Origin of the sequence: Chitinilyticum piscinae, assembly GCF_015223195.1 — a bacterium.
Classification (GTDB): Bacteria; Pseudomonadota; Gammaproteobacteria; order Burkholderiales; family Chitinibacteraceae; genus Chitinilyticum; species Chitinilyticum piscinae.
Genome location: NZ_JADFUA010000002.1, coordinates 284,051 through 305,734, shown reverse-complemented (window position 1 = coordinate 305,734; position 21,684 = coordinate 284,051). Strand labels below are relative to the sequence as shown.

Here is a 21,684-nt window from a genome sequence, read left to right as displayed (position 1 = left end):
TTTTCTCCTCAGGCCTCGGTCTTGTTCAGCGGCTGATCCAGCCACTCGACGTTCTTCATCTTGCGCACGATGACAAACTCATCACGATTGCTGCCCACCGTGCCGTAGTAGTTGAAGCCGTAAGCCTGCTGCGCATAACCGCCGATCATGTGCGTGGGCTTGGTGACCGCACGGGTGACCGAGTTGTGGATGCCGCCACGCTTCTTGCTGGTTTCGGCGCCCGGCACATTCACGATCTTTTCCTGGGCGTGATACATCAGCGTCATGCCGTCGGGAACGCGCTGGCTCACCACCGCACGGGCGGTCAGCGTACCGTTGACGTTGAAGACCTCGATCCAGTCGTTGTCGACAATGCCGGCCTTCTTCGCATCCGCCTCGGAAAGCCACACGTGCGGGCCACCACGGCTGAGCGTCAACATGCGCAGGTTGTCCGAGTAGGTGGAGTGAATACCCCACTTCTGGTGCGGTGTGATGAAATTGAGCACCAGCTCCGGATTGCCGTTGGGCAGCTTGTTCAGCATCGCGTCAGTGGTCTTCAGATCGACGTGCGGCTTGTAGACGGTGAAACCTTCGCCAAAGTCGATCATCCAGCGGTGGTCCTGATAGAACTGCTGGCGGCCAGTGAGCGTGCGCCAGGGAATCAGCTCGTGCACATTGGTATAACCGGCGTTGTAGCTGACCTCTTCGCTTTCCAGACCGGACCAGGTCGGGCTGGAGATGATCTTGCGCGGCTGCGCCTGCACATCCCTGAACCTGATCTTGTCGTGCTCGCGCGGAATTGCCAGATGCTTGTGATCGCGCCCGGTGATCTTCGAGAGCGCATCCCAGGCCTTCACGGCAACGTGGCCGTTGGTTTCCGGCGCCAGCGTCAGGATCATTTCCGCGGCATCGATCGCGCTTTCCAGCCTGGGCTGGCCGTTGGCCGCCTTGCCGTTCAGTCCGGCGAGTTCATGCACCTCGTGCTCGGTTTTCCACGCAATCCCCTTGCCGCCGTTGCCGGCCTTTTCCAGCAGCGGGCCGATCGAGGTGAATTTTTCGTGAATGCGGGTGTAGTCGCGCTCGACCACCACCATATTCGGCGCGGTTTTGCCCGGCAGCAGGTCGCATTCGCCCTTTTTCCAGTCCTTCGGCTCCAGCGGCTGGCCCAGTTCCCCCGGGGTGTCGTGCAGCAGCGGCACCAGCACCAGATCCTTCTGCGTGCCCAGCACCGGCCCGCCGATTTCCGTGAGGCGCTTGGCAATCAGCTTGTAGATTTCCCAGTCGCTCTTGGCCTGCCACAGCGGCTGCACGGCTTCGGACAACGGGTGGATGAAGGGGTGCATGTCGGACGTGTTCAGGTCGTCCTTTTCGTACCAGGTCGCGGTCGGCAGCACGATGTCAGCGTAGAGACAGGTGGTGCTCATGCGGAAATCCAGCACGGTCAGCAGGTCGAGCTTGCCCTCCGCAGCCGGGCGCACCTTCACTTCAGTCGGCTTGATGCCGTCGGCCTCGTTGTCGAACAGCGCGTTCTGCGTGCCCAGCAGGTACTTGAGGAAATACTCGTGCCCCTTGCCGGAAGAACCCAGAATATTGGAACGCCACACAAACATATTGCGCGGGAAGTTGCGCGGATTGTCCGGATCATCACAGGACATGTTCAAGGTGCCGGCCTTCAGATTCTCGACGGCGTAGGCCACCGGATCCTTGCCGGCAGCCGCGGCCGCTCGGGTCACTTCCAGCGGGTTGGTTTCCAGCTGCGGTGCGGATGGCAGCCAGCCCATGCGCTCGGATTTGGCGTTGAAATCCAGCAGCGCCATGTCCTTGAACTTGGCGGCCTGCGCGGTCGGGCTGAGAATTTCGTTCACGCCCAGCTTTTCATGGCGCCACTGGCTGGTGTGGTTGTAGAAGAAGCTGGTGGAGTTCATGTGGCGCGGCGGGCGGTTCCAGTCGGTCGCAAAGGCCAGCGGCACCCAGCCCTGTTGCGGGCGCAGCTTTTCCTGGCCCACGTAGTGCGCCCAGCCGCCACCGCTCTGGCCGACGCAGCCGCACATCATCAGCAGGTTGATGATGCCGCGATAGGTCATGTCCATGTGGTACCAGTGGTTCAGCGCCGCACCGACGATCACCATGCTCTTGCCGTGCGTCTTGTCAGCGTTGTCGGCAAATTCGCGCGCGACGGTTTCCACGTCGATACCCTTCACGCCGGTGTGCTTTTCCTGCCACTTCGGGGTGTAGGGGATGTCCTGATCGTAGGACGTGGCCACATTGCCACCACCGTGGCCATTGTCCACGCCGTAGTTGGCCAGCATCAGGTCATACACGGTCGCCACCAAAACCGATGAACCGTCTTTCAGCGTAATGCGCTTGGCCGGAACATTGCGGTGCAGCACGTCATTGTGTTCGCCACCGAAGTACGGGAAGCCGACGCTGACAATCTCGTCGCTCTTGTCTTTGAGCGAGAGCAGCGGATCAATTTCGCGGCCATCGGCAGCTTTCAGTTCCAGATTCCACTTGCCAACATTGCCACCCTGCTCGCCCCAGCGCAGACCGACTGTTCCATTTGGAACAACGATGTCGCCGGTCTTCTCGTCGATCAGCAGCGTTTTCCAGTCGGGATTATTCGCATCGTCGTGACCGGACAGGTGCGAGGCGCGCAGGTAATGGTCGCCAACCAGCCCCTGGCCGTTGTCTTTCAGCATGACCAGCATCGGGAAATCGGTGTACTGCTTGCCGTAGGCCTTGAAGTACTCGCTCTTGCCCGTCTTGTGGAATTCGTTGAGCACCACATGGCCCATCGCCATCGCCAGTGCGGCATCGGTACCCTGCTTCGGGGCCAGCCAGATGTCGCCGAACTTGGCCATTTCACCGAAATCGGACGATACGGCGACGGTCTTGGTGCCCTTGTAGCGCACTTCGGTGTAGAAGTGGGCATCGGGGGTGCGCGTCATCGGCACGTTCGAGCCCCACACCATCAGGTAGGTCGAGTTGTACCAGTCAGCCGATTCGGGAACGTCGGTCTGCTCGCCCCAGACTTGTGGTGACGCCGGCGGCAAATCGCAATACCAGTCGTAGAACGACATGCACACGCCACCGATCAGGCTGAGGTAGCGGCTGCCGGCCGCGTAGGACACCATCGACATCGCCGGAATCGGCGAGAAGCCGATAATGCGGTCCGGGCCGTATTCCTTGATCGTGTAGGCATTGGCCGCCGCGATGATCTCGGTGGCGGTATCCCAGTCCGCGCGAACGAAACCGCCCTGGCCACGGATGGATTTGTAGGCCTTGGCGCGCTCCGGATTCTGGCTGATGTATTCCCAGGCGGTAAGCGGATCCATGGTCTGGCGCGCTTCGCGCCACATTTCCACCAGCTTGCCGCGGATCAGCGGATATTTCACGCGCTGGGCGGAATACACATACCAGGAATACGACGCGCCACGCGGACAGCCGCGCGGCTCGTGGTTGGGCAGATCCGGGCGGGTGCGCGGGTAGTCGGTCTGCTGCAGTTCCCAGGTAATCAGGCCGTTCTTCACGAACACGCGCCAGCTGCACGATCCGGTACAGTTCACCCCGTGCGTGGAGCGAACCACTTTGTCCTGCTGCCAGCGCGCACGGTAAGCGTTTTCCCACTGGCGATCTTCCGCAACGACGGCACCATGGCCATCGGCAAAGGTATCGACCGTGCGGGAGAGGAATTTCAGACGATCAAGAAAATGACTCATGGAGCCTCCACAAGGGCCGTTCAGGCGTTTTTTGCACACCTGTCAGGCTACGCCTGTGGCCGCCAGCGCTACATTCGCCAATGGCAGCATGGCCAGCTCATCGACGGGCTAGGAGGAACTAGTCCTTTCGGATGATATGCCATTCACCCTGCCGGATCGCGCACTACGCCAGCGCGAGAAATAACAGGGTATAGCCACAGAGTCTATTTCAGAAAACACATTCATTGACATACCCATTTATGTATTAATGCTGCGCAGCCCCCCCCCTCCGGATCTCTCGACACGCTGCGCGCTGGCGCAAGCCTGTAAGCAGCACAGCCTGTCCATACAGGACAGGCTGTGCGCATCCGGCCAGTTCGCGTGTTAACAGCCCTTCTGTCACCAGCCCGCAACCGTCTGCAGATCAGGCGCCACTGCACGCACAGCCACCGGGCCCGCAGCCTAAACCCGTGGCTGCAGCTTCAAACTGCGGGAACAGCACGTTGTTTTCCAGATGGATGTGGCTGACAAGATCATCCGCCAGCTGCCGCAGGCCCGCATAGAGTGCGCGCCAGGTGGTGCACGCATCGGCGGGTGGCGTCATGTCATGGGTCAGCGCGGCCAGTTTGTCCAGATTCGCGCCGTGTTCGACGTGCTCGCTGCGCATCATGCCGATCGGATGCACGACAAAAGGATTCCCGCCCGATTTCAGCATCGGGAACAGCACCTGTTCCTCCTTTTGCATGTGTTCGAGAAGCTCGCCTTCAATCTCCACCAACAGCGCCGCCAGCCCGGCCGGCGTTTCCGGATGATCGCGATGCACGGCTTCGACGCGCTTGGCCATGGCGATCAGCTCGGGAAGCTGGGCGCGGTGCACCTCGTGAAAGCGCAGCAGAATGTGGTCGATCAGCTCGGCCGCACTGGCGAATTGTGGCGTGGCATCACTGCGCTGCAGCGTGGCCAACTCGGCGAGAATGGTCTGCACATCCAGACCCTTGTCGGCAGCGGCCTGCTGCAGGCTGATCTGGCCGCCACAGCAGTAGTCGAGCTTCAGTCGCCGGAAAATCCCGGTAGCCCCGGGCAGCGCCACGGCAATCTGGCCGATGGCCTCTGCCGCATCCAGTTTAAACTCTTGATTCCCTGCATTCATCGAATTCATCCCCTCAATCCAGTCAAGCTGCCGCCATGATGCGGAAATCGATCACGATCTCGCCCGGCTCGCGCTGCACGTATTCGATGCGCACGCGCGCGCCGAAGAATTGCTCGATCTGCGCCAGCAGTGGCAGCGGGTCGTGATCATTGCAGAAACGCATGGTTTCGCCAGGCTGCAAGGCGTTGAGCGCGCCAAAAATCGCCGCGTGGCGGAAACGGCGGGCGATGCCGCGTGCATCGAAGGCGTAGGTACCGTCCTGGATGACGGGAATGGAACAATCATGGGCCATGGTATTTCTCCTGGGGTTTGCAGGGCAGGCCCGCAGGCCTGCCGAAAAATGGATGAATTGATCAGGCGCGGGCGGCGGCAAGCTCAGCTGCGCGGCGACGCGCACCCAGCAGCAGGCGCCAGGCAAACAGCGCCAGGAACAGCACGCCGACCGAGAACACGATGTCACCCGGCACGCGCAGCCAGACGAAAGCGTGCATCACCGGCGACTGAACGATTTCGGCCGAGCGCGCCAGCCACAGCCCGCTGGTGACGCTGTGATAGGCCTGGTAAATGCCGGCCGGCAGCAGCGACATGAATACCATCATCGCCAGACCGATATTCAGGCTCCAGAAGGCAATCGCCAGTGGCTTGTCCTGCCAGTTTTCGCGCGGATAGAGGCCTCGCAGGCAGAACAGCATCAGGCCGATGCCGAGCATGCCGTACACGCCAAACAACGCGGCATGGCCGTGCGCCGGGGTCATGTTGAGCCCCTGCACGTAGTACAGGGCAATCGGCGGATTGATCGCAAAGCCCAGCAAGCCGGCGCCGACCATGTTCCAGAAACCCACTGCGACAAAGCACAGGATCGGCCAGCGGTACGCCGCCACCCACGGCGCAGCCTTGCTACGGCGATACATCGCCACGGCATCAAAGCCGATCAGCGTCAGCGGCACCACTTCCAGCGCGGAGAACACCGCGCCAATCGCAATCACCGCCGTCGGCGTACCGGTGAAGTACAGGTGGTGCAAGGTGCCAAGAATGCCGCCGAACAGGAAGACAATGGTTTCCAGCACGATCGCCACATTGGCGGTGGACGAGCGGATCAGCCCCAGACGGCTGAAAATCAGTGCGATCACCGCAGTGGCGAACACTTCGAAGAAACCTTCCACCCACAGGTGCACCAGCCACCAGCGCCAGTATTCGATCATCGAATAGTGACTGCGCTGGCCCCACATCAGCGAACTGGCATAAAACAGCCCGATGCACATTGCCGAGAGGAACACCATCGCGATCAGGCCACGGCTTTCACCCGGCTGTTTCAACGCCGGCCACAGCGCACGGCCCATCAGCAGCAGCCATAGCAAGAGGCCGATAAACAGACCAATCTGCCAGATGCGCCCCATGCTGGTGAATTCCAGCCCCTGATTGCCCAGCCAGAAGGCAAAACTTGTACCTAGGCGCTCTTGCGTACCCACCCAGCCACACAACAGCGATCCCAGTGCAACAACGATCAGCGCCCAGAACAGCACATTCACGCCCAGCTTTTGCAGCTTTGGTTCATGGCCGGACAGCGCGGGCGAGATATACAGCCCGGTTGCCAGCCAGGCAGTGGCAATCCACAACACGCCCAGCTGGGTGTGCATCGTGCGACTGGCGACAAACGGCAGGATTTCCGCCAGCGGCAGACCGAAGAAACTCTGCCCTTCCACCGAGTAATGCGCGGAAACGATGCCCATCACCACCTGCAGCAGGATCAGCGCGATCACCACAAAGAAATACTTGCGCGTGGCCAGCATCGAGCCGGTGGGCTTGAGCTTGAACAGCGGATCGGCTTTCGGGGCAACCGGGTCGCCCTCGTCCTTGTGCGCGTTGTGGTACCAGATCATCGCGGCGATGCCGGCGATCAGCAGAATCACACTCGCAACAGACCACATGCCGGCCCCCGCCGTCGGCGTATTGCCGATCAGTGGCTCGTGCGGCCAGTTACTGGTGTAGCTGAGATTGGTCTCGCCCGGCCGATCAGTAGCGGCCGACCACGACGACCAGAAGAAGAACGCCGGCAAGGCCTTGAGGTCATCCGCATCACGGATGCTACCCGGCACCATCGCGTAGTTTTCGCGCAGCGTATTGAGTGCCGTATCAGTACCGAACAGGCCGGAATAATGCCGCGCCAGCAGCGCAATCACCTGCGCACGCTCGGCGCTGACGGTCAGCGTATCGGTCGCCGGATCATAGGCATTGCGGCGCATTTCGGCTTTCACCTGCGCGGTGATCGCCGCCTGCTCAGCGGCATTCAGCGCCGCAAAGCCACGGCCGAACTGCTTTTGCGCCAGCACCTCCTGCAAACCGACAATTTCACGATGCAGCCAGTCGGCCGACCAGTCCGGCGCCACATAGCTGCCATGCCCCCAGACCGAACCGACCTGCTGGCCACCCGCCGCCTGCCAGGCCGACTGCCCCTGCCGAATCTGTTCGCCGCTGTACAGCACTTGCCCGCTGCTGCTGATGACCCGCGCCGGGATTGGCGGCTTGGCGAGATAGATCTCGCGCCCGATCCAGCCCAGCACGGCAAACGACAGCACGAACACGGCCAGCAAGCCGCGCCACCTTCTGCTCAATGCGCCCATTGCACTCTCCTTGACAATAAAATGTATTTTGTTTGCACATTATGAACGCGCGCTTTAAATATGTAAAATACTTGCACATTAAAAGTCGCAACAAGGCAGGAGAAAGCCATGAAACGTAGCCCGGCGCTGATTCAGTTCTCGCGTGAACACCACCCGGCACTGGTGCTGGCCAAGCGTATCCAGCACGCGGCAGAGCACGAACGGGCCGCACTGATGCCGACACCGGCATTTCTGGCCGAACTGGAAAGCCACTTTGCCGCCGAAGAAATCCAGTTCGCCCCGGCGTTGGCCGCACTGCCAGTGCTGGCCGCCCGCTTTGCCGGCGAGCACGCACGCTTGCGCGCCCTGATGCACCGGTTACAGCAGGGTGAACTGGCTGCGTTAGCGGAATTCGGCGAGACGCTGGCTGCGCATGTACGCTTTGAAGAGCGCGAGCTGTTCATGGTCTTGCAGGAACAGGCAAGGCGTGCGGGCGAGCAAAGCGGCAGTCACTGATGATGCCCCGCGCTGCCGGCGCGGCGGCAAGACTCAGCGCGGAAAACGTCCCTGGAAGCAGATCATGGCTGGGTATATGCCTAGAGCTCCTATTAAAAATCAGCCACAAGCAAATACCCGGAAGTGTATTTAAGCAGGAGCGAGGTACAGCCTCAGTCAGCCCGTACTAGGGCAATCACGCCAAGCTGGCCAGCCAGCGCGTCACGGTTGAGAATCAGATCGGCCAGCGTGTAGCGGTCCAGTGCGGCGTACATGGCTTCGCGAGCCTCATACAGTGCGCGCTTGAGCACGCACATACCGTCGATACGGCAGCCGCCACCGCCCTCTTCGAAACATTCGACAATGGGTGCGTCGTCCTCGCACAGACGCACCAGCGCACCAATGCGGATGTCAGCCGCCGGACGTCCCAGCCTGATGCCGCCTCCCCGTCCGCGAAGCGTCTCGATCAGGCCGGCCTTGCCCAGAAAGTGCACGACCTTCATCAGATGGTTATCCGACACGCCATAGGCTGCAGCAATCTGCGCGCGGGTCGCCAGGCCTTCCGGCTGAACAGCCAGATAGATCAGCGTGCGCAGGGAGTAATCAGTAAAGGCATTCAGACGCATGGCAGGACTCGTTGCGAAACTGCAGTTAAATATCGTACTTTAAATGAAACTTTCAGCCACTCTTGGCAGATGCCGCCGGTCAGTCGGTGACCAGTTACAGGCTGGATACCCGCTGCCAGCGGTTCACGCCCAGCCCTGCTGGCGGGAAACATTCGGAGAAACACATGGATTGGAATGCTCATGCCCTCTGGCGCGGCCTGCACGTGCTGGCGGTGGTCTTCTGGATCGGCGGGGTAGCTTTCGTCACCACAGTACTGCTCCCTGCTCTGCGCAGGCAAGGTTGTGATTATGCCGCATTTGATGCACTTGAGCGCCGCTTCGCCTGCCAGGCGCGCATCACGACGCAGCTGGCATTCGTTTCCGGAATGGCCATGCTCTGGCTCAGCGACAGCTGGGCACGCCTGCGGGATACCTGGTGGCTATGGGCCATGCTGGCAACCTGGGCGATTTTTACGCTGATGCTGTTCGTGCTGGAACCCATCGTACTGCATGGCAGATTGCAGGAACGCGCCCGTCACGATCCGGCCGGCACCTTGCAGCTGTTGCAGCGCCTACATTATGCCCTGCTGGCGCTTGCCCTGCTGACCATGGCTGGCGGCATAATCGGCGCACACGGCGGCGCATGGTTCTGAGCGGAAACAGCCAATCCGCTGCGACGGGGCTGCCGATTCGCGCCAGGCTGCGCACACCGTCCTGATTCCGGCCGCGAGCCACTCATCGAAACCCCGAATACCCGCAACCCCATAACCATACAAGCCAAGTGCAAATGGACTTTTCCGAGCATACCCTCCATACGCAACAGACAGAGCACGCCAGCAAGTACTCACTGCGCAACTTGCACCCGGGCAATTTCGCAATCGTCATGGCCAGCGGCATTCTCTCTAGCGGTTTTACTACCCTGGGTCAGCCATTGCTTGCCGAGCTGTTCTACTTCTTTACCCTCTGCAGCGGGTGCACCCTGCTGGCACTGATAGTGCTAAGACTGCTGCGCCACCTGCCGGCCGTGAGACAGGACCTGCTGAACCCGCGCCTGGTATTCGGCTATTTCACGCTGGTGGCCACCACCGACATCGTCGGTATCCTGCTGCATGCCCGCGGGCACACATCGCTGGCGCTCGGTTGCTGGACAATGGCGTTTGTCGTCTGGTGTTCGCTGCTGTACCTCGCCTTCAGCGTGCTCACCTTCGTCAGCCACGAACATAATGTGAACATCGTGCATGGCGGCTGGCTGATCACCATCGTCGGCACCCAGTCGCTGGTACTGCTGGGCGCGCGCATCGCCCCCGATCTCGGGCAGTGGGCCAATTTCATGCTGGTCGAAATACACATGCTGTGGGGGCTGGGCCTGGTGTTTTACGGGATATTTGTCACGCTGTTCTGCTATCGCATTTTCTTTCTGACCCTGCAGCCGCAGGATGTGTCGCCGCTGTTCGGCGTGATCATGGGTGCGGCCGCCATCAGTGCCAATGCCGGCACCAGTCTGCTGCAGGTACCGGCTGGCTTGCCCTTCTTGCGTGAACAGCACGCCTTCATCAATGGGGTGACGATGATGTGCTGGGCCTGGGCGACATGGTGGCTTCCCATGCTGCTGCTGTTTGCCGTGTGGAAGCATGTTGCGAAGCGGCTGCCGCTGGCCTACGAACCCGTATTGTGGAGCTTTGTCTTCCCACTGGGCATGTACGCAGTTGCCAGCGCGCGCCTCGGGCTCGCCGCCGAGTTTCCGCCACTGCAGCTGATTGCAACATTGATGATCTGGATTGCCTGCGCGGTCTGGCTGGCTGTCTTTGCTGGACTGGTGCATCGCCTAAGCAGCCTGCTGCGCGCATGAATTTTGTCGCGGCACAAAAAAACAGGGTGGCCGCAGCCACCCTGTTTCACTCAGGCAGAACCAATCAGAACGTGCCTTGCGGCTTGGTCGGATATTCCTGAGACAGCGCGAACTCCTTGCCATTGACGATCAGCACGAAGTTGCTCGGGCCGGTAATCGGCAGACGGTAGGTCACCTTGATGTCCTTCACCGCACCCGGCACCAGCTTCGGCAGCGTGTACTCGACGGTATGGAAATCCCCCTTCAGGCCGCCGATGTTGTTGCCGGTGTGGCCCGATGCCGTCACCACCATACCGCTGGCGGTGAAGTTGTCCGGTGCCGAGGTCGGGTACTGGAAGCGCAGCTTGGCGCCGGCCGGAATGGTCAGACCGGTGCTGTTGACGATATGCAGCTTCGGCTCGATCGGGTAGTTCTGCTCACCGAGCGCGAAGGCCGTCAGCTCGGCAGTCAGATTGACTGCCTGTGCCGGCACTGCGCCATTGGCAATGGTTGCCCCCATCGGGCTGGCCGTACGGAAGTTGCTGGCCAGCAGACGGGTCAGCGTTGCCCCCGGTACATATTGGCCCTTCGTCCCATTCAGGTTCACACGGCTGGCATCCCAGTCGTAATCACCTGCCAGCTCCCAGTTCATCGCACCGCCAACACCGTGCTTGATGATCCAGTCGGCCTTGGCCTGGATGGACTGCTCGTCCTCGGTGGAGAGGAACACCTTCTTCTGCTCGTTCCACAGCCACGGTGCCACCAGCGTCGCGTCGTAGTAGCGGGCATACTGGCCAACCATGTCCTTGGCGCCGAACTTGTAGCTGGTGAGGTAATCACCGGCGATGTTCTTTTCCAGGTTCTTGGCATGCCACATCGGGTTGGAGCCGGCGTCTTCCACCGACCCCTTCTCGTCCACATCGAACCAGATGTTGTCGATGCCGGCAGCCCCGATGCCGCAGGGCGGAGTCAGGCCGTTCGGGCAGGTCTGGGTGGAGGCCTTGCCCCACAGGCCGTTCACGCCGCCGCTGACGTCCTTCCAGCCGCGGGTGTAGAACGGCACACCCACGTTGATGCGGCCAGCCGGCATGGCACCACGGTAGTAGTGGAAAGCCCAGTCGGTATTCAGGTAACCCAGATTGCCGTACTGCGCATCGCCGTACACATTCCAGAAGGCCAGCTCGCCATCCTTGCCGTCGTCGAACAGGGCCGCATTCGGGCCGACGAATTCGTTCCACGTGCCGTGCAGGTCATAGCTCATCACGTTGACGAAATCGAGGTAGCGTACGGCCTGGAAGGCCTCCATGCCGCGCAGCAGATAGCCCGAAGCCGGAACGGCTGCGGTCAGCTGATAGTACTTGCCATCAGCCGTTGCCGCCGCATTCAGTTTCTCGCGCAGCGTTTTCATCAGCTCGCGATAACCGGCCTGCAGGCCCTTCTGGCGCGGCGTGGCAAAGGACCAGTCGAGCGGATTGCCAGATTGCTCCATGGTGGTCGGGTATTCATAATCGATATCCGCACCGTCAAAACCATACTGTCGCAGGAAGGCGACCACGGAATCGGCGAAGGCATTGATGCCGGCCGTGTTCACGGTGCCATCGGCGTTCACCGTCATGCTGTAGAAGCCGCCAGAGGCCACGCGCTTGCCATCGGCACCGAAGTAACCACCGGTTTCCGCCCAGCCACCGATCGACACCAGCACCTTCACATCGGGATGCAGCTTCTTGAACTTGTTCAAGAGGTTGAAGTGGCCCTTGTACGGCAAGGCCGCATCCAGCTCGGCACCGGCAATCCCCGGCCAGCTCATGTCGGTGGCTTCGTTGCCGGCCACATCCTGGTTCACCGATACCTTGTTGTTGCCATCGACATGGGCAAAGGCGTAGTTGATGTGGGTGAGGCTATCCCACGGAATGTCGCTGGCCAGATAGCGCTGCAGGCCATCCTTGCCGGTACGCCAGCTGGTGAAGTAACCGATATTGCGGCGCTGCAGGCCATTGGCGAGCTTTTCGCGGCCGAAATCGTCGTAGACCAGACAGTACGGCACATTGCTGACACCAGACACAGCCATGCCCTGCGGGCGGCACTGGTCGTTGTTGCCGGCAACCGGCGTCGGGGTGACGGTCGGCGTCGGAGTCGGGGTTGCTGTCGGGGTCGGGGTGGCCGTCGGAGTCGGGGTTGCTGTCGGTGTCGGGGTTGCCGTCGGAGTCGGGGTTGCCGTCGGAGTCGGGGTTGCCGTCGGTGTCGGGGTTGCCGTCGGTGTCGGGGTTGCCGTCGGAGTCGGGGTGGCCGTCGGCGTCGGAGTGGCACCGCAGGCACCCAGATCCTTCCACACGCCCCATTCACCGGACTTGGTCGGATCGTCGCCTTGCGTCCACCACTTGGCCTCGTAATTGCGGCCATTAAAGGTGACACGGGCCCCGCCGTTGTAGGCCGTGCTGGCAATCCAGTTCTGATAACAGGCGGAAGCCACCGGCGTCGGCGTGGCGGTTGGGGCTGGCGTTGCGGTGGGAGCCGGGGTAGCGGTCGGCGTTGCCGTCACGACGGGCGTCGGGGTCGCCGTGGGTACCGGAGTGGCAGTCGGCGCCGGAGTGGCAGTCGGTGTCGGACTAACCGTGCCACTTACTTCCTTCCACAGTGTCGGGGTGCTGGGCGGCGTCCAGCCCGCACCGACATAGGCCGTATGTGTGACCAGCGCCTGATAGTCTTTGCCCGCATAGCTGACAACAGCACCGGCCTGATAGGTATTACCCTCAACCCAGGCCTGTGCGGCATAGGTCTGCACAGAAATGACTGATACGGCTGATAGCAAAGCATAAATTAGTTTTTTATTATGCACTTCTCATTCCTCCAAACTTTATTGGTATGGAACTCCATTATGCTTTAAGGCCACAAACACCAAATTAACAGCAATTAATCTGACAGACTCATTCCCCCCTAACGCCCGCAGGCAAAGAAAAAGCCCGCCGTTTCCGGCGGGCCATCCAAGGAGCGAACTGTCCGATTTATGTCATATCAGCACGGCAATTCGGCATTCTTGCGTGCGTAGCAATACCAGGTAATCACGATGCAAGTGACATAGAAGGCCAGGAAGCAGTACAGCGCCATTTCCGGACCACCAGTGCTCTTCATCGACATGCCGAAGCTCTGCGGGATGAAGAAACCACCATAGGCACCGATCGCACTGATGAAGCCGGCGGCGGCCGCCGATTCCTTCAGGCCTGCCAGCTTGGCCTGCTGTAGCGCAGCCTCACCCTTGCCCTCGGCTTCGCGACGGCAGACGGTGGAGAAGATGGTCGGGATCATCTTGTAGGTGGAACCATTACCGATGCCGGCCCAGGCAAACAGCCACAGGAAGCTCAGCAGGAACATGGTCCAGTTGCCACCAGCCAGGGCACCATCCACCTTTACCGGCAATGCGGACAGCACGCCGAACACGCCGGCTGCCATGCCGAAGAACACCGCCAGTGTCACCTTGGCGCCACCGACCTTGTCGGACAAGGCGCCGCCTACCGGACGGATCAGTGCGCCGATCATCGGGCCGATGAAGGCAAACTTGGCAATCGGAATCTCCGGGAACAGGGTCTTGGTCAGCAACGCGAAGGCGCCGGCAAAGCCGATAAAGCTGCCGAAGGTACCGATGTACAGGTAGCACATGATCCAGTTGTGGCGACGCTTGAAAATCACCGCCTGATCGGCAAAGGAAGACTTGGCAGCAGCGATGTCATTCATGCCGAACCAGGCCGCAATGGCGGCAACAGCAATCAGCGGCACCCACATGAAGCCGGCGTTCTGCAGCCACAGGCTCTTCTCCACACCATCCTTCAGATAGTGCTGTGCATCACCACCAAAGGCACCAAACAGCGGCATGGTGATCATCAGCGGAATCAGGAGCTGCGCCAGCGACACGCCCAGATTGCCGAAACCGGCATTCAGCCCGTTGGCCTTGCCCTTTTCGGCAGCCGGGAAGAAGAAAGCGATATTGGCCATCGAGCTGGCAAAGTTGCCGCTACCCAGACCGCACAGCAGCGCGATGGTCAGCATGACCGGGTAGGAGGTGGTCGGATCCTGCACGGCAAAACCCAGCCACAACGCGGGGATCAGCAGCAGCGCGGTCGAGAAGGTGGTCCATTTGCGGCCACCAAACACCCCCGGCATGAAGGAATAGAAAATGCGCAGGGTGGCACCCGACAATTGCGGCAACGCAGTCAGCAGAAACAGCTGATCCTTGGTAAAGGTGAAGCCGGCATTAGGCAGATTCAGCGTCACCATTGACCACAGCACCGAGATCACGAACCCCAGAGTCAGGCAGGGAATCGAAATCCACAGATTGCGCCGGGCAATACTTCTACCCTCGTCTTGCCAGAAGGCCGAATTTTCCGGCTCCCAGCGTTTCAGTACGGCACTCGACATTATGGTTCTCCTCGTTGATTAAAGCTTGCCACTGGCTGCGGCGGTTTTCTGCGCCGACGCATGGCGGATGGCTTCCGCTTCGGCCAGGGGTTTGAAACTGAAATGCATCCACACCAGGCTGACGCACACGGTGCCATACAGCAGCATGAAACAGCTGGAACGCACACCGGTGAGATCAAGCAGCGCACCAAACATGATCGGCAGGATGAAGCCGCCCAGCCCGCCGGCCAGCCCGACTACACCAGAGACTGCACCGATATTGCTGCTGAAATCGTCGGAAATGAACTTGAAGACAGAGGCCTTGCCGATCGCCATGGCGATACCCACCACGAACAGCAGCACGGTAAAGGGCACAACCGACAGGCCGATTTCCATCGCGAGCGGGCCTCGAGTGGTCTGGACGATCATCGCGGTCTGCGGATAGGACAGCAGGAACAACGCCACCCACATCACCCACATCACACCCCAGGTGACCTTGTAGGCACCAAACCTGTCGGACAGCCAGCCACCCAGTGCCCGCAACACCCCGCCCGGCAGCGAAAAACACGCCGCCAGCAGCGCGGCATGCCGGATATCCAGGTTGTATTCAGTGACGTAATACTTCACCAGCCACAGCGACAGACCGACGTATCCGCCGAAAACTACCGAGTAATACTGGCTGTAGCGCCATACCCTGGCATCCTTGAGCATCGACAGCTGTTTGCCGAAGCTGATGCCTGCGCCGCTGTGATGGCTGGGATCGGTACTGCTCAGGAACCAGAATGCCACCGCCATCAGCAGCATGCCCACCGCATACACCTGCGGCACCACCACCCAGCCATAGGCCGCGATCAGCACCGGCGCGATGAACTTGTTGACCGCCGCGCCAGAATTGCCGGCGCCGAAAATCCCCATCGCCAGACCTTGCTGGCTCTTGCCGAACCAGCGCGCCACATACGGCGTGCCCACCGAAAAGGAACCACCCGCCAGCCCGACAAACAGGCCCAGCACCAGGAAATGCCAGTAGGCCGTGGCATAGGAAATCAGCCAGATCGGAATCACGGTGGCCAGCATCAGCACAAACAGCACCACCCGCCCACCGAAGCGGTCGGTCCAGATGCCCAGCGGCACCCGCACCAGCGAGCCGGTCAGCACCGGCATCGCCGTCAGCAGGCCGAACTCGGTTTCATTCAGGCCCAGCGTGCTCTTGATCGGAATGCCGATCACCGCGAACATCATCCATACGGTGAAACAGACAGTGAACGCCAGCGTACTGGCCACCAGTACCGACCACTTGCGGCCGGCATGCGTGCTTGCAGTCATGTCCGTCTCCCGTCCTGAAAACCCTTCAAGGCATATGGACAAAGCATACGAGCGACAGGCACCGGGCGGCATTCATCAATGGGTGCAGAGTTCCCGCGCAAGCGGGCTAGAGCCAAGCCACCAAACGACGTGGTCACCCTAGTTCCTTCGAACTAGGCGGCTCGCTGATTGCGGTGGGCTTGATCGACATCAGCACGGCCAAACGGCGAAGCACCGTACAGCCACACGGGCAAAGTCGGTGCAAACACAAATACCAAACAGGGTATCAACCCATAAGCGATGGCATGCCTGTGCTTCCGGCTTATACATGGCAGGCTGGCATACCCCAAAGCGCGGCCAGTTCCGCCAGAATCCGCAACACGCCGGTGCAACCGGTCGCAGGCCGCCCCTGTGGCTGCTTGGGCAGAAACGCTGTGGCGCATATACTGCCCAGCTTTCCGCATTCACCAGACAGACAACGCCGATGAACGAGACGCAAAAGAACAACCCGCAACACGGCATCACGCTGGAGCGCATGCTGCTCGATCTGGTGGACTATTTCGGCTGGAAGGAGCTGGCTCGGCAGATTCCCATCCAGTGCTTCCACAACGAGCCCTCGATCAAATCCAGCCTGAAATTCCTGCGCCGCACGCCATGGGCACGCGCCAAGGTCGAAGAACTCGACGCCCGGCTGCGCCGCGAAGCGCAACAGCAGCGCGGGCAGGATTAAGGGCGCGGCACTCCGGCGCCCAACCCGCACGAGTAGACCGCCACAATATAGATAGCCATGTATATGACCATAGCCATTATCAGAAAATGGCTACACCCATATACCCCGCATTATCGCTGCGCAGATTTCGGGCGGAATGCGGCCACCACCTCGGCGCGCGTTTCCAGATACGGGCCTTCCAACAGCTGCACGCAATACGGCACGGCGGCAAACACGCCATGCACCAGCGTCTTGCCCTCGGCATCCTTCACGCCTTCCAGCGTTTCCTTGATCGACTTGGGCTGGCCCGGCAGATTCAGAATCAGGCAGCGCCCGCGGATCACCCCCACCTGCCGGCTGAGAATCGCGGTCGGCACATAATGCAGGCTAACTTGGCGCATCTGCTCGCCGAAGCCCGGCATCACGCGGTCGGCCACCGCCAGCGTGGCATCAGGAGTGACGTCACGAATCGCCGGCCCGGTGCCGCCGGTGGTCAGCACCAGATCGCAGCCGTGCTCGTCAACCAGTTCAATCAGCGCCGCCTCGATGTTGGCCTGCTCATCCGCAATCAGCCGCTCGACAAATTCGCAGGGATTGAGCAAAGCGCCAGACAGCCACTCGCGCAGCGCCGGAATGCCCTTGTCCTCATATACGCCGAGGCTGGCGCGGTCGGAGGTGGAAACAAGGCCGATTTTGACGGGATCAGACATGGGGGGCTCGTAAAAATGTGGACTGTAGGGTGTCGCAAAACCCACGGGGAATTACGCACCACAAGGCCGTTCGTTCAAATAAACAACTCGGGTAATCGCGGCGGATGACCGCGTTCGCAAAGCTGGCGGTTTGCAAACCCTACGTCAGCTTGCGCAGGCTACGCTTGCTAGTTAGGTTTCACGTCGTGGCCCGGTGGATAACAGTCCACGTAACTGACAGCTTCAACTTCGCACTCAGGATAAATCCAGGTTTGCCAATTCTTCTTTAGCCAAGCCACTGATACTGCGCCAGTTTCATGTTTTGCTTCGGCTGGAAACACCAACTCGGTTTGCCCGGCATGATGGCCAGATGAGCATATCAGCTTATAAAACGTTGGTGAATCATGTTCCTCGATAATCATGAAATCGACGATTTTCTCAAATGGAGCTTTTGCAGGGAAACGGAATACCACACCTCTTCCAAAAGATTTTTTCTTGCAGTTTGCAAGCGGGCGCCAATTCATCGTGTGACCTAACGTTGGAGGTAACCGGCCGCCGCAGCGCGCAGCGCGGAGGGGCCCAAAAAGCGCAGCTTTTGGGCGGACCGGTTGACCGAAAGGTTAGACGCTCTATTTTTCATTTGGACTCGCGATCTCCACTTTGCCGTGCTCATTTATAGAAATGTGCTGGCTGTTTTTTGTGCCAGAAGTAAAGCCTTTGGACAGAACCAAATAAACAGTGCGGCCTCCCAAGTCTTTGTAGCCGGCTTCGTACGAGACTTGGATTCCGTTGATGAAGCCAACCTTAAGCTTGGAAAGTTCGAATTTTGAAAGGCGAATCGTTTTTCCGAATGCTTGAACAGCAAGGGCTGTTATTTGACTTCCGCTCTGCGCGCCAGAAACAACCACAGGACCAGACTCCCCGATACCAGGGGAGGAGAACTGAAACTCTCCAAACGCTAAAACTCCCTCTTGAGAGGCAATTGCGACTTGCCCAAGAAGCAATGCGCCAAGAATTACGGTGACTAGTGTGAGATAGCGCATGGTCGAAGCGTCTAACGTGAAATATACACCTGTGCAGGTGTATATTTGGGTTGTCTGTGTGTATAACGCAGCATGCTACACATTTTTTTATTTGTTTTTCAAATACTTGAGGCTGATTATGTCAGAAAGTACACAGCCGGATGGGACTGCCGCGCCGCGCTTGCTGGATGTACTGCGCGAGACGTTGCGGGTGCGGCATTGCAGTTCGTTGGGCTGAATATTTGAAGCCCAACATGAGCATTCCCACATGTCCGGGCTTCTCCCGAAGGGATTTCCTGTGGAGCATGCAACTGTCCAACCCACGCTAGCACTAGCTGCCGACAAATTTCAACAGTCTGCTTGCGCGACAGCCTTTCCGGCAGAGCATTCTTCTTCCCCCTCCCACGTCGCCCAGTCCTCGCCCCAGCTTTCCATGGGATGCTGGGTGCGGCCGGCACCGTTGCCGCAGCGCAGGTCATCGGCGGCGCAGTAGCGGTCGCAGCCCCAGCAGATGCGCTCGGGGTGGGCGGGATTGAGGGGGAATTTCTTGGCCATGGGTGGCAGCTAGCAGGTCAATACCCTTGCCAGTATCGAGCCAAACCCCTTATTGAATGCCGTGTTCAACAGCATACACCGCCGCCTGCACACGACTCGATAGCCCGAGCTTTTTCAGGATGTTCTGCACATGGATTTTCACGGTGCTTTCGGCCACGTCGAGCTGGCGGGCGATCACCTTGTTGCTGGAGCCATGGGCCAGACAGGCGAGGATTTCGCGCTCGCGCGGGGTGAGCTTGTCCTTTTCCACCGCGACGGGTGCGCTGCCGGCGGCGCGGAATTGCTGCACCAGCTTGGCGGTCATGCCTTCGGCGATCACCGCTTCGCCGTCATGCGCACGGCGCACGGCGTTGACCAGGTAATCGGCGTCGATGTTTTTCAGCAGGTAGCCGCGCGCACCGTTGCGCAGTGCGGTGGCGAGGTCTTCGGCGTCCTCGGAAACAGTCAGCATCAGCACCGCCGTATCCGGCGAATCCTGCAGGATCAGCTGCAGTACCTCCAGGCCAGAGAGGCCCGGCATGTTGAGATCGAGCAGCACCACATCGGGTTTCAGCTCGTTCACGCGCTTGAGCCCTTCGGCACCGTCGCTGGCTTCGCCAACAATCTGCAGGTCAGCCTGTTTCGACAACAACAGCTTCACGCCGCTGCGAAACAGCGTGTGGTCATCGATCAGCAGTACTCGGATCGGGGTATCGGACATGGTGTTTCCTCAAGCGGTAGTATTCTGGATTTTATGCCGGCGCGCTTCGGGCAACAGCAGGTTTACCGTTACGCCCTGCCCGGCCACCGAGCTGACATGCAGTTCGGCACCAACGCGACCAGCGCGTTCTTGCATGATGCGCATGCCGACGTGGCGCTCGGCACGCTCGGCCTTCAGTGCTTCATCAAAACCCGGGCCGTTATCGCGCACAGTGAGCTGCAGATCGGGGCCCTCGACAAAAATCACCGTTACCTGGTCGGCACCGATGGCGTGCTTGCGCACGTTCGACAACGCTTCCTGCAGGATGAAGAGAATCTGGATCTGCTCGTCCGGCGGCAGCGGCACACCGTGGCCACTGCTGGTGAATGAGACTTTCATGCCGGTTTGCCGGCGGAACTTGGCCACGGTTGACTCCAGCGCGCTGTTGAGATCGCCCTCGCCCAGGCGGCTGCGGAAATTCAGCAGCAGATCGCGCACATCGTCGTAGCTTTCCTGCACACCGGCATGCAGCAGCGGCACGATCTCGCGGGCTTCATCCAGCGAATCGCGGCGCAGCGAATCTTCCAGCATCTGTACCTGCAGGTTCAGGAAGGACAGACCCTGCGCAATGCTGTCATGCAGCCCCTGCGCCAGCAGATTGCGCTCCTGCGTGACGGCCAGTTCGCGTTCGCTGGCGGCCAGCCGCAGGTTTTCCAGCGCATTGCCCAGATGGTGGCCCAGCGTGTCGAGCAATTGCAGCTCGCGGGCAGTGAAATCATGCGCACTGGAGAAATACAGATTGAAATACCCGGTCTGCTCCTGCCGTGCACGGATCGGGAACGCGCTAACCTGGCTGAAGCCCTGCTTTTCGCATTCGCGCTCCCTGGCGGCCGGCGTGCCTCGCCGAAAATCATGGATGACCGCATGGTTGCTCTGCACCACTTCGCCACACAGACAGTCATTGATCTGGCGGCATTGCGGCGCATCCTGCAGGACTTCGGGCAACTGGTCGGCAATCATCAGGTGCGCATTCTGCTGCGCCGGGTCGAGTACCCGTACGCTGGCCGCATCGGCACCAAACCATTCGCGCAGGCGCACGGCAAAGCCGCGACACAGCTCCTGCGCGGGGTGGATTTCATTCAGAAAAGCGGTCGAGCCGTACAGCAGCGACAGTTCGCGGTTCTGGTCGTTCAGCGTTGCAGTCTTGTCGGCCACGCGCGCCTCCAGCGTCGCGTAGGATTCGGACAGGCGATCAGCCATGCGGTTGAAGCCCTCGGCCAGCTCGCCGAATTCATCCCGGGTTTCCACCGGCAGACGCACGCTCAGGTCCTGCTGGGCCATGCGCTGCATGCCGTCCTGCAGCCGCTCCAGCGGACGGAAGATCAGCAGGAACATCAGGTAGATCTGTGCCACGCAGCCCACCACGGCCATGGCAATCAGCACCATTTGCGACAGGCGCAGCATCAGCGTGCGCCGCGCGTTGTAGCGCTCGACTTCGCTCACCAGCGAATCCACCTGCGCGACAAACCGATCCGAATCGGCGCGCATCTCCGCCCAGGCCGGCAGCGGCTTGCCCTGCAGGGCATCGTCGGCCCATACGGCGATGTGCTGGTCGAACTGCGCGCGGATGCCGTTGAAAATTTCCCTGACCCCCTCATCGCGCGGCAGATACAGCGGCCGGGCCGGATCACCGTGGTCAAGCAGCGTCAGCGTCGCACGAAAAGTATCGCGCTCATCCAGGATGCGCTGCTTGAGGGCAGGACCGGGGGTTGCAGTGTATTCCTGCAGGCTCAGCCCCAACTGGTAAGTCTGCTTGCGCAGACTGCCAGCCGCATTGATGGCCGCAGCACCGCCTTCGAGCTGCCAGGACAGATACAGCGTACTGCCGATCACGCTCAGCCCGATCATGAGCGTCAGCATCAGAAAGCCGAGCACGCGGGTGGAAAGCCGCTGGCGCGGCAGCTGCACGCTACTGAACATCATG

18 protein-coding genes are annotated in these 21,684 nt (G+C 60.4%); 4 read left to right on the top strand and 14 right to left on the bottom strand.

Annotation, left to right across the window (positions count from 1 at the left end; genetic code table 11):
* Positions 1-8: 8 nt before the first annotated feature.
* From INR99_RS05290 to INR99_RS05275, 4 genes are all read right to left on the bottom strand, one after another.
* Positions 9-3,698: a nitrate reductase subunit alpha gene (locus INR99_RS05290; protein WP_194115280.1), complete on the bottom strand. Its 3,690-nt coding sequence runs from the start codon at positions 3,696-3,698 to the stop codon at positions 9-11.
* Between the two features lie 403 nt (positions 3,699-4,101).
* Entirely contained in the window at positions 4,102-4,836 is a 735-nt protein-coding gene (gene ytfE / locus INR99_RS05285) for an iron-sulfur cluster repair protein YtfE (RefSeq protein ID WP_228098090.1), read from the bottom strand.
* Positions 4,837-4,849: 13 nt separating this feature from the next.
* Entirely contained in the window at positions 4,850-5,119 is a 270-nt protein-coding gene (locus INR99_RS05280; RefSeq protein ID WP_194115279.1) for a DUF2249 domain-containing protein, read from the bottom strand.
* Between the two features lie 61 nt (positions 5,120-5,180).
* On the bottom strand, positions 5,181-7,448 hold the full coding sequence (locus tag INR99_RS05275; RefSeq protein WP_194115278.1) for a nitric-oxide reductase large subunit: 2,268 nt from the start codon (positions 7,446-7,448) through the stop codon (positions 5,181-5,183).
* Positions 7,449-7,556: 108 nt separating this feature from the next.
* Between INR99_RS05275 and INR99_RS05270 the strand changes: the two genes are divergently transcribed.
* Positions 7,557-7,943 carry a hemerythrin domain-containing protein gene (locus INR99_RS05270; protein WP_194115277.1) on the top strand — a complete coding sequence of 129 codons (387 nt, stop codon included), beginning with the start codon at positions 7,557-7,559 and terminating at the stop codon, positions 7,941-7,943.
* A gap of 152 nt (positions 7,944-8,095) precedes the next feature.
* On the opposite strand, the gene INR99_RS05265 is transcribed toward INR99_RS05270, so the two are convergent.
* Positions 8,096-8,548, bottom strand: a complete 453-nt coding sequence (locus tag INR99_RS05265; protein ID WP_194115276.1) for an Rrf2 family transcriptional regulator — start codon at positions 8,546-8,548, stop codon at positions 8,096-8,098.
* A 164-nt stretch (positions 8,549-8,712) separates the two neighbouring features.
* Between INR99_RS05265 and INR99_RS05260 the strand changes: the two genes are divergently transcribed.
* Both INR99_RS05260 and INR99_RS05255 read left to right on the top strand, forming a co-directional pair.
* Entirely contained in the window at positions 8,713-9,180 is a 468-nt protein-coding gene (locus INR99_RS05260; RefSeq protein ID WP_194115275.1) for a hypothetical protein, read from the top strand.
* A 134-nt stretch (positions 9,181-9,314) separates the two neighbouring features.
* A complete protein-coding gene (locus INR99_RS05255) occupies positions 9,315-10,376 on the top strand; it encodes a tellurite resistance/C4-dicarboxylate transporter family protein (RefSeq protein WP_194115274.1) in 1,062 nt (353 codons plus the stop codon).
* Positions 10,377-10,440: 64 nt separating this feature from the next.
* Here INR99_RS05255 and INR99_RS05250 read toward each other — a convergent pair whose 3' ends face one another.
* The 3 genes from INR99_RS05250 to INR99_RS05235 form a co-directional block, all read right to left on the bottom strand.
* On the bottom strand, positions 10,441-13,137 hold the full coding sequence (locus INR99_RS05250; RefSeq protein ID WP_308431446.1) for a glycosyl hydrolase family 18 protein: 2,697 nt from the start codon (positions 13,135-13,137) through the stop codon (positions 10,441-10,443).
* A 230-nt stretch (positions 13,138-13,367) separates the two neighbouring features.
* Entirely contained in the window at positions 13,368-14,765 is a 1,398-nt protein-coding gene (locus tag INR99_RS05240) for an MFS transporter (protein ID WP_194115273.1), read from the bottom strand.
* 18 nt (positions 14,766-14,783) lie between these two features.
* Positions 14,784-16,067 (bottom strand): MFS transporter, encoded by a 1,284-nt coding sequence (locus INR99_RS05235; protein WP_194115272.1) that lies wholly within the window; start codon positions 16,065-16,067, stop codon positions 14,784-14,786.
* Positions 16,068-16,530: 463 nt separating this feature from the next.
* On the opposite strand from INR99_RS05235, the gene INR99_RS05230 reads away from it, so the two are divergent.
* Positions 16,531-16,776 carry a VF530 family protein gene (locus tag INR99_RS05230; protein ID WP_194115403.1) on the top strand — a complete coding sequence of 82 codons (246 nt, stop codon included), beginning with the start codon at positions 16,531-16,533 and terminating at the stop codon, positions 16,774-16,776.
* A 110-nt stretch (positions 16,777-16,886) separates the two neighbouring features.
* On the opposite strand, the gene mog is transcribed toward INR99_RS05230, so the two are convergent.
* The 6 genes from mog to INR99_RS05200 form a co-directional block, all read right to left on the bottom strand.
* Entirely contained in the window at positions 16,887-17,465 is a 579-nt protein-coding gene (gene mog, locus INR99_RS05225; RefSeq protein WP_194115271.1) for a molybdopterin adenylyltransferase, read from the bottom strand.
* Between the two features lie 167 nt (positions 17,466-17,632).
* Positions 17,633-17,968 (bottom strand): Imm45 family immunity protein, encoded by a 336-nt coding sequence (gene imm45, locus INR99_RS05220; RefSeq protein ID WP_194115270.1) that lies wholly within the window; start codon positions 17,966-17,968, stop codon positions 17,633-17,635.
* A 105-nt stretch (positions 17,969-18,073) separates the two neighbouring features.
* Positions 18,074-18,487, bottom strand: coding sequence for a hypothetical protein (locus tag INR99_RS05215; protein WP_194115269.1), 414 nt, complete (start codon positions 18,485-18,487; stop codon positions 18,074-18,076).
* Between the two features lie 327 nt (positions 18,488-18,814).
* Complete coding sequence (locus tag INR99_RS05210; RefSeq protein WP_194115268.1) at positions 18,815-19,021, bottom strand: DUF3079 domain-containing protein; 207 nt, start codon at positions 19,019-19,021, stop codon at positions 18,815-18,817.
* Between the two features lie 49 nt (positions 19,022-19,070).
* Positions 19,071-19,721, bottom strand: coding sequence for a response regulator (locus INR99_RS05205; RefSeq protein ID WP_194115267.1), 651 nt, complete (start codon positions 19,719-19,721; stop codon positions 19,071-19,073).
* A gap of 9 nt (positions 19,722-19,730) precedes the next feature.
* On the bottom strand, positions 19,731-21,683 hold the full coding sequence (locus INR99_RS05200) for a HAMP domain-containing protein (RefSeq protein ID WP_194115266.1): 1,953 nt from the start codon (positions 21,681-21,683) through the stop codon (positions 19,731-19,733).
* Position 21,684 lies beyond the last annotated feature (1 nt).

Coding starts and splice junctions, on each gene's coding strand:
- INR99_RS05290 (WP_194115280.1), bottom strand. CDS start 3,698: ATGAGTCATTTTCTTGATCGTCTGAAATTCCTCTCCCGCACGGTCGAT.
- ytfE (WP_228098090.1), bottom strand. CDS start 4,836: ATGAATTCGATGAATGCAGGGAATCAAGAGTTTAAACTGGATGCGGCA.
- INR99_RS05280 (WP_194115279.1), bottom strand. CDS start 5,119: ATGGCCCATGATTGTTCCATTCCCGTCATCCAGGACGGTACCTACGCC.
- INR99_RS05275 (WP_194115278.1), bottom strand. CDS start 7,448: ATGGGCGCATTGAGCAGAAGGTGGCGCGGCTTGCTGGCCGTGTTCGTG.
- INR99_RS05270 (WP_194115277.1), top strand. CDS start 7,557: ATGAAACGTAGCCCGGCGCTGATTCAGTTCTCGCGTGAACACCACCCG.
- INR99_RS05265 (WP_194115276.1), bottom strand. CDS start 8,548: ATGCGTCTGAATGCCTTTACTGATTACTCCCTGCGCACGCTGATCTAT.
- INR99_RS05260 (WP_194115275.1), top strand. CDS start 8,713: ATGGATTGGAATGCTCATGCCCTCTGGCGCGGCCTGCACGTGCTGGCG.
- INR99_RS05255 (WP_194115274.1), top strand. CDS start 9,315: ATGGACTTTTCCGAGCATACCCTCCATACGCAACAGACAGAGCACGCC.
- INR99_RS05240 (WP_194115273.1), bottom strand. CDS start 14,765: ATGTCGAGTGCCGTACTGAAACGCTGGGAGCCGGAAAATTCGGCCTTC.
- INR99_RS05235 (WP_194115272.1), bottom strand. CDS start 16,067: ATGACTGCAAGCACGCATGCCGGCCGCAAGTGGTCGGTACTGGTGGCC.
- INR99_RS05230 (WP_194115403.1), top strand. CDS start 16,531: ATGAACGAGACGCAAAAGAACAACCCGCAACACGGCATCACGCTGGAG.
- mog (WP_194115271.1), bottom strand. CDS start 17,465: ATGTCTGATCCCGTCAAAATCGGCCTTGTTTCCACCTCCGACCGCGCC.
- imm45 (WP_194115270.1), bottom strand. CDS start 17,968: ATGAATTGGCGCCCGCTTGCAAACTGCAAGAAAAAATCTTTTGGAAGA.
- INR99_RS05215 (WP_194115269.1), bottom strand. CDS start 18,487: ATGCGCTATCTCACACTAGTCACCGTAATTCTTGGCGCATTGCTTCTT.
- INR99_RS05210 (WP_194115268.1), bottom strand. CDS start 19,021: ATGGCCAAGAAATTCCCCCTCAATCCCGCCCACCCCGAGCGCATCTGC.
- INR99_RS05205 (WP_194115267.1), bottom strand. CDS start 19,721: ATGTCCGATACCCCGATCCGAGTACTGCTGATCGATGACCACACGCTG.
- INR99_RS05200 (WP_194115266.1), bottom strand. CDS start 21,683: ATGATGTTCAGTAGCGTGCAGCTGCCGCGCCAGCGGCTTTCCACCCGC.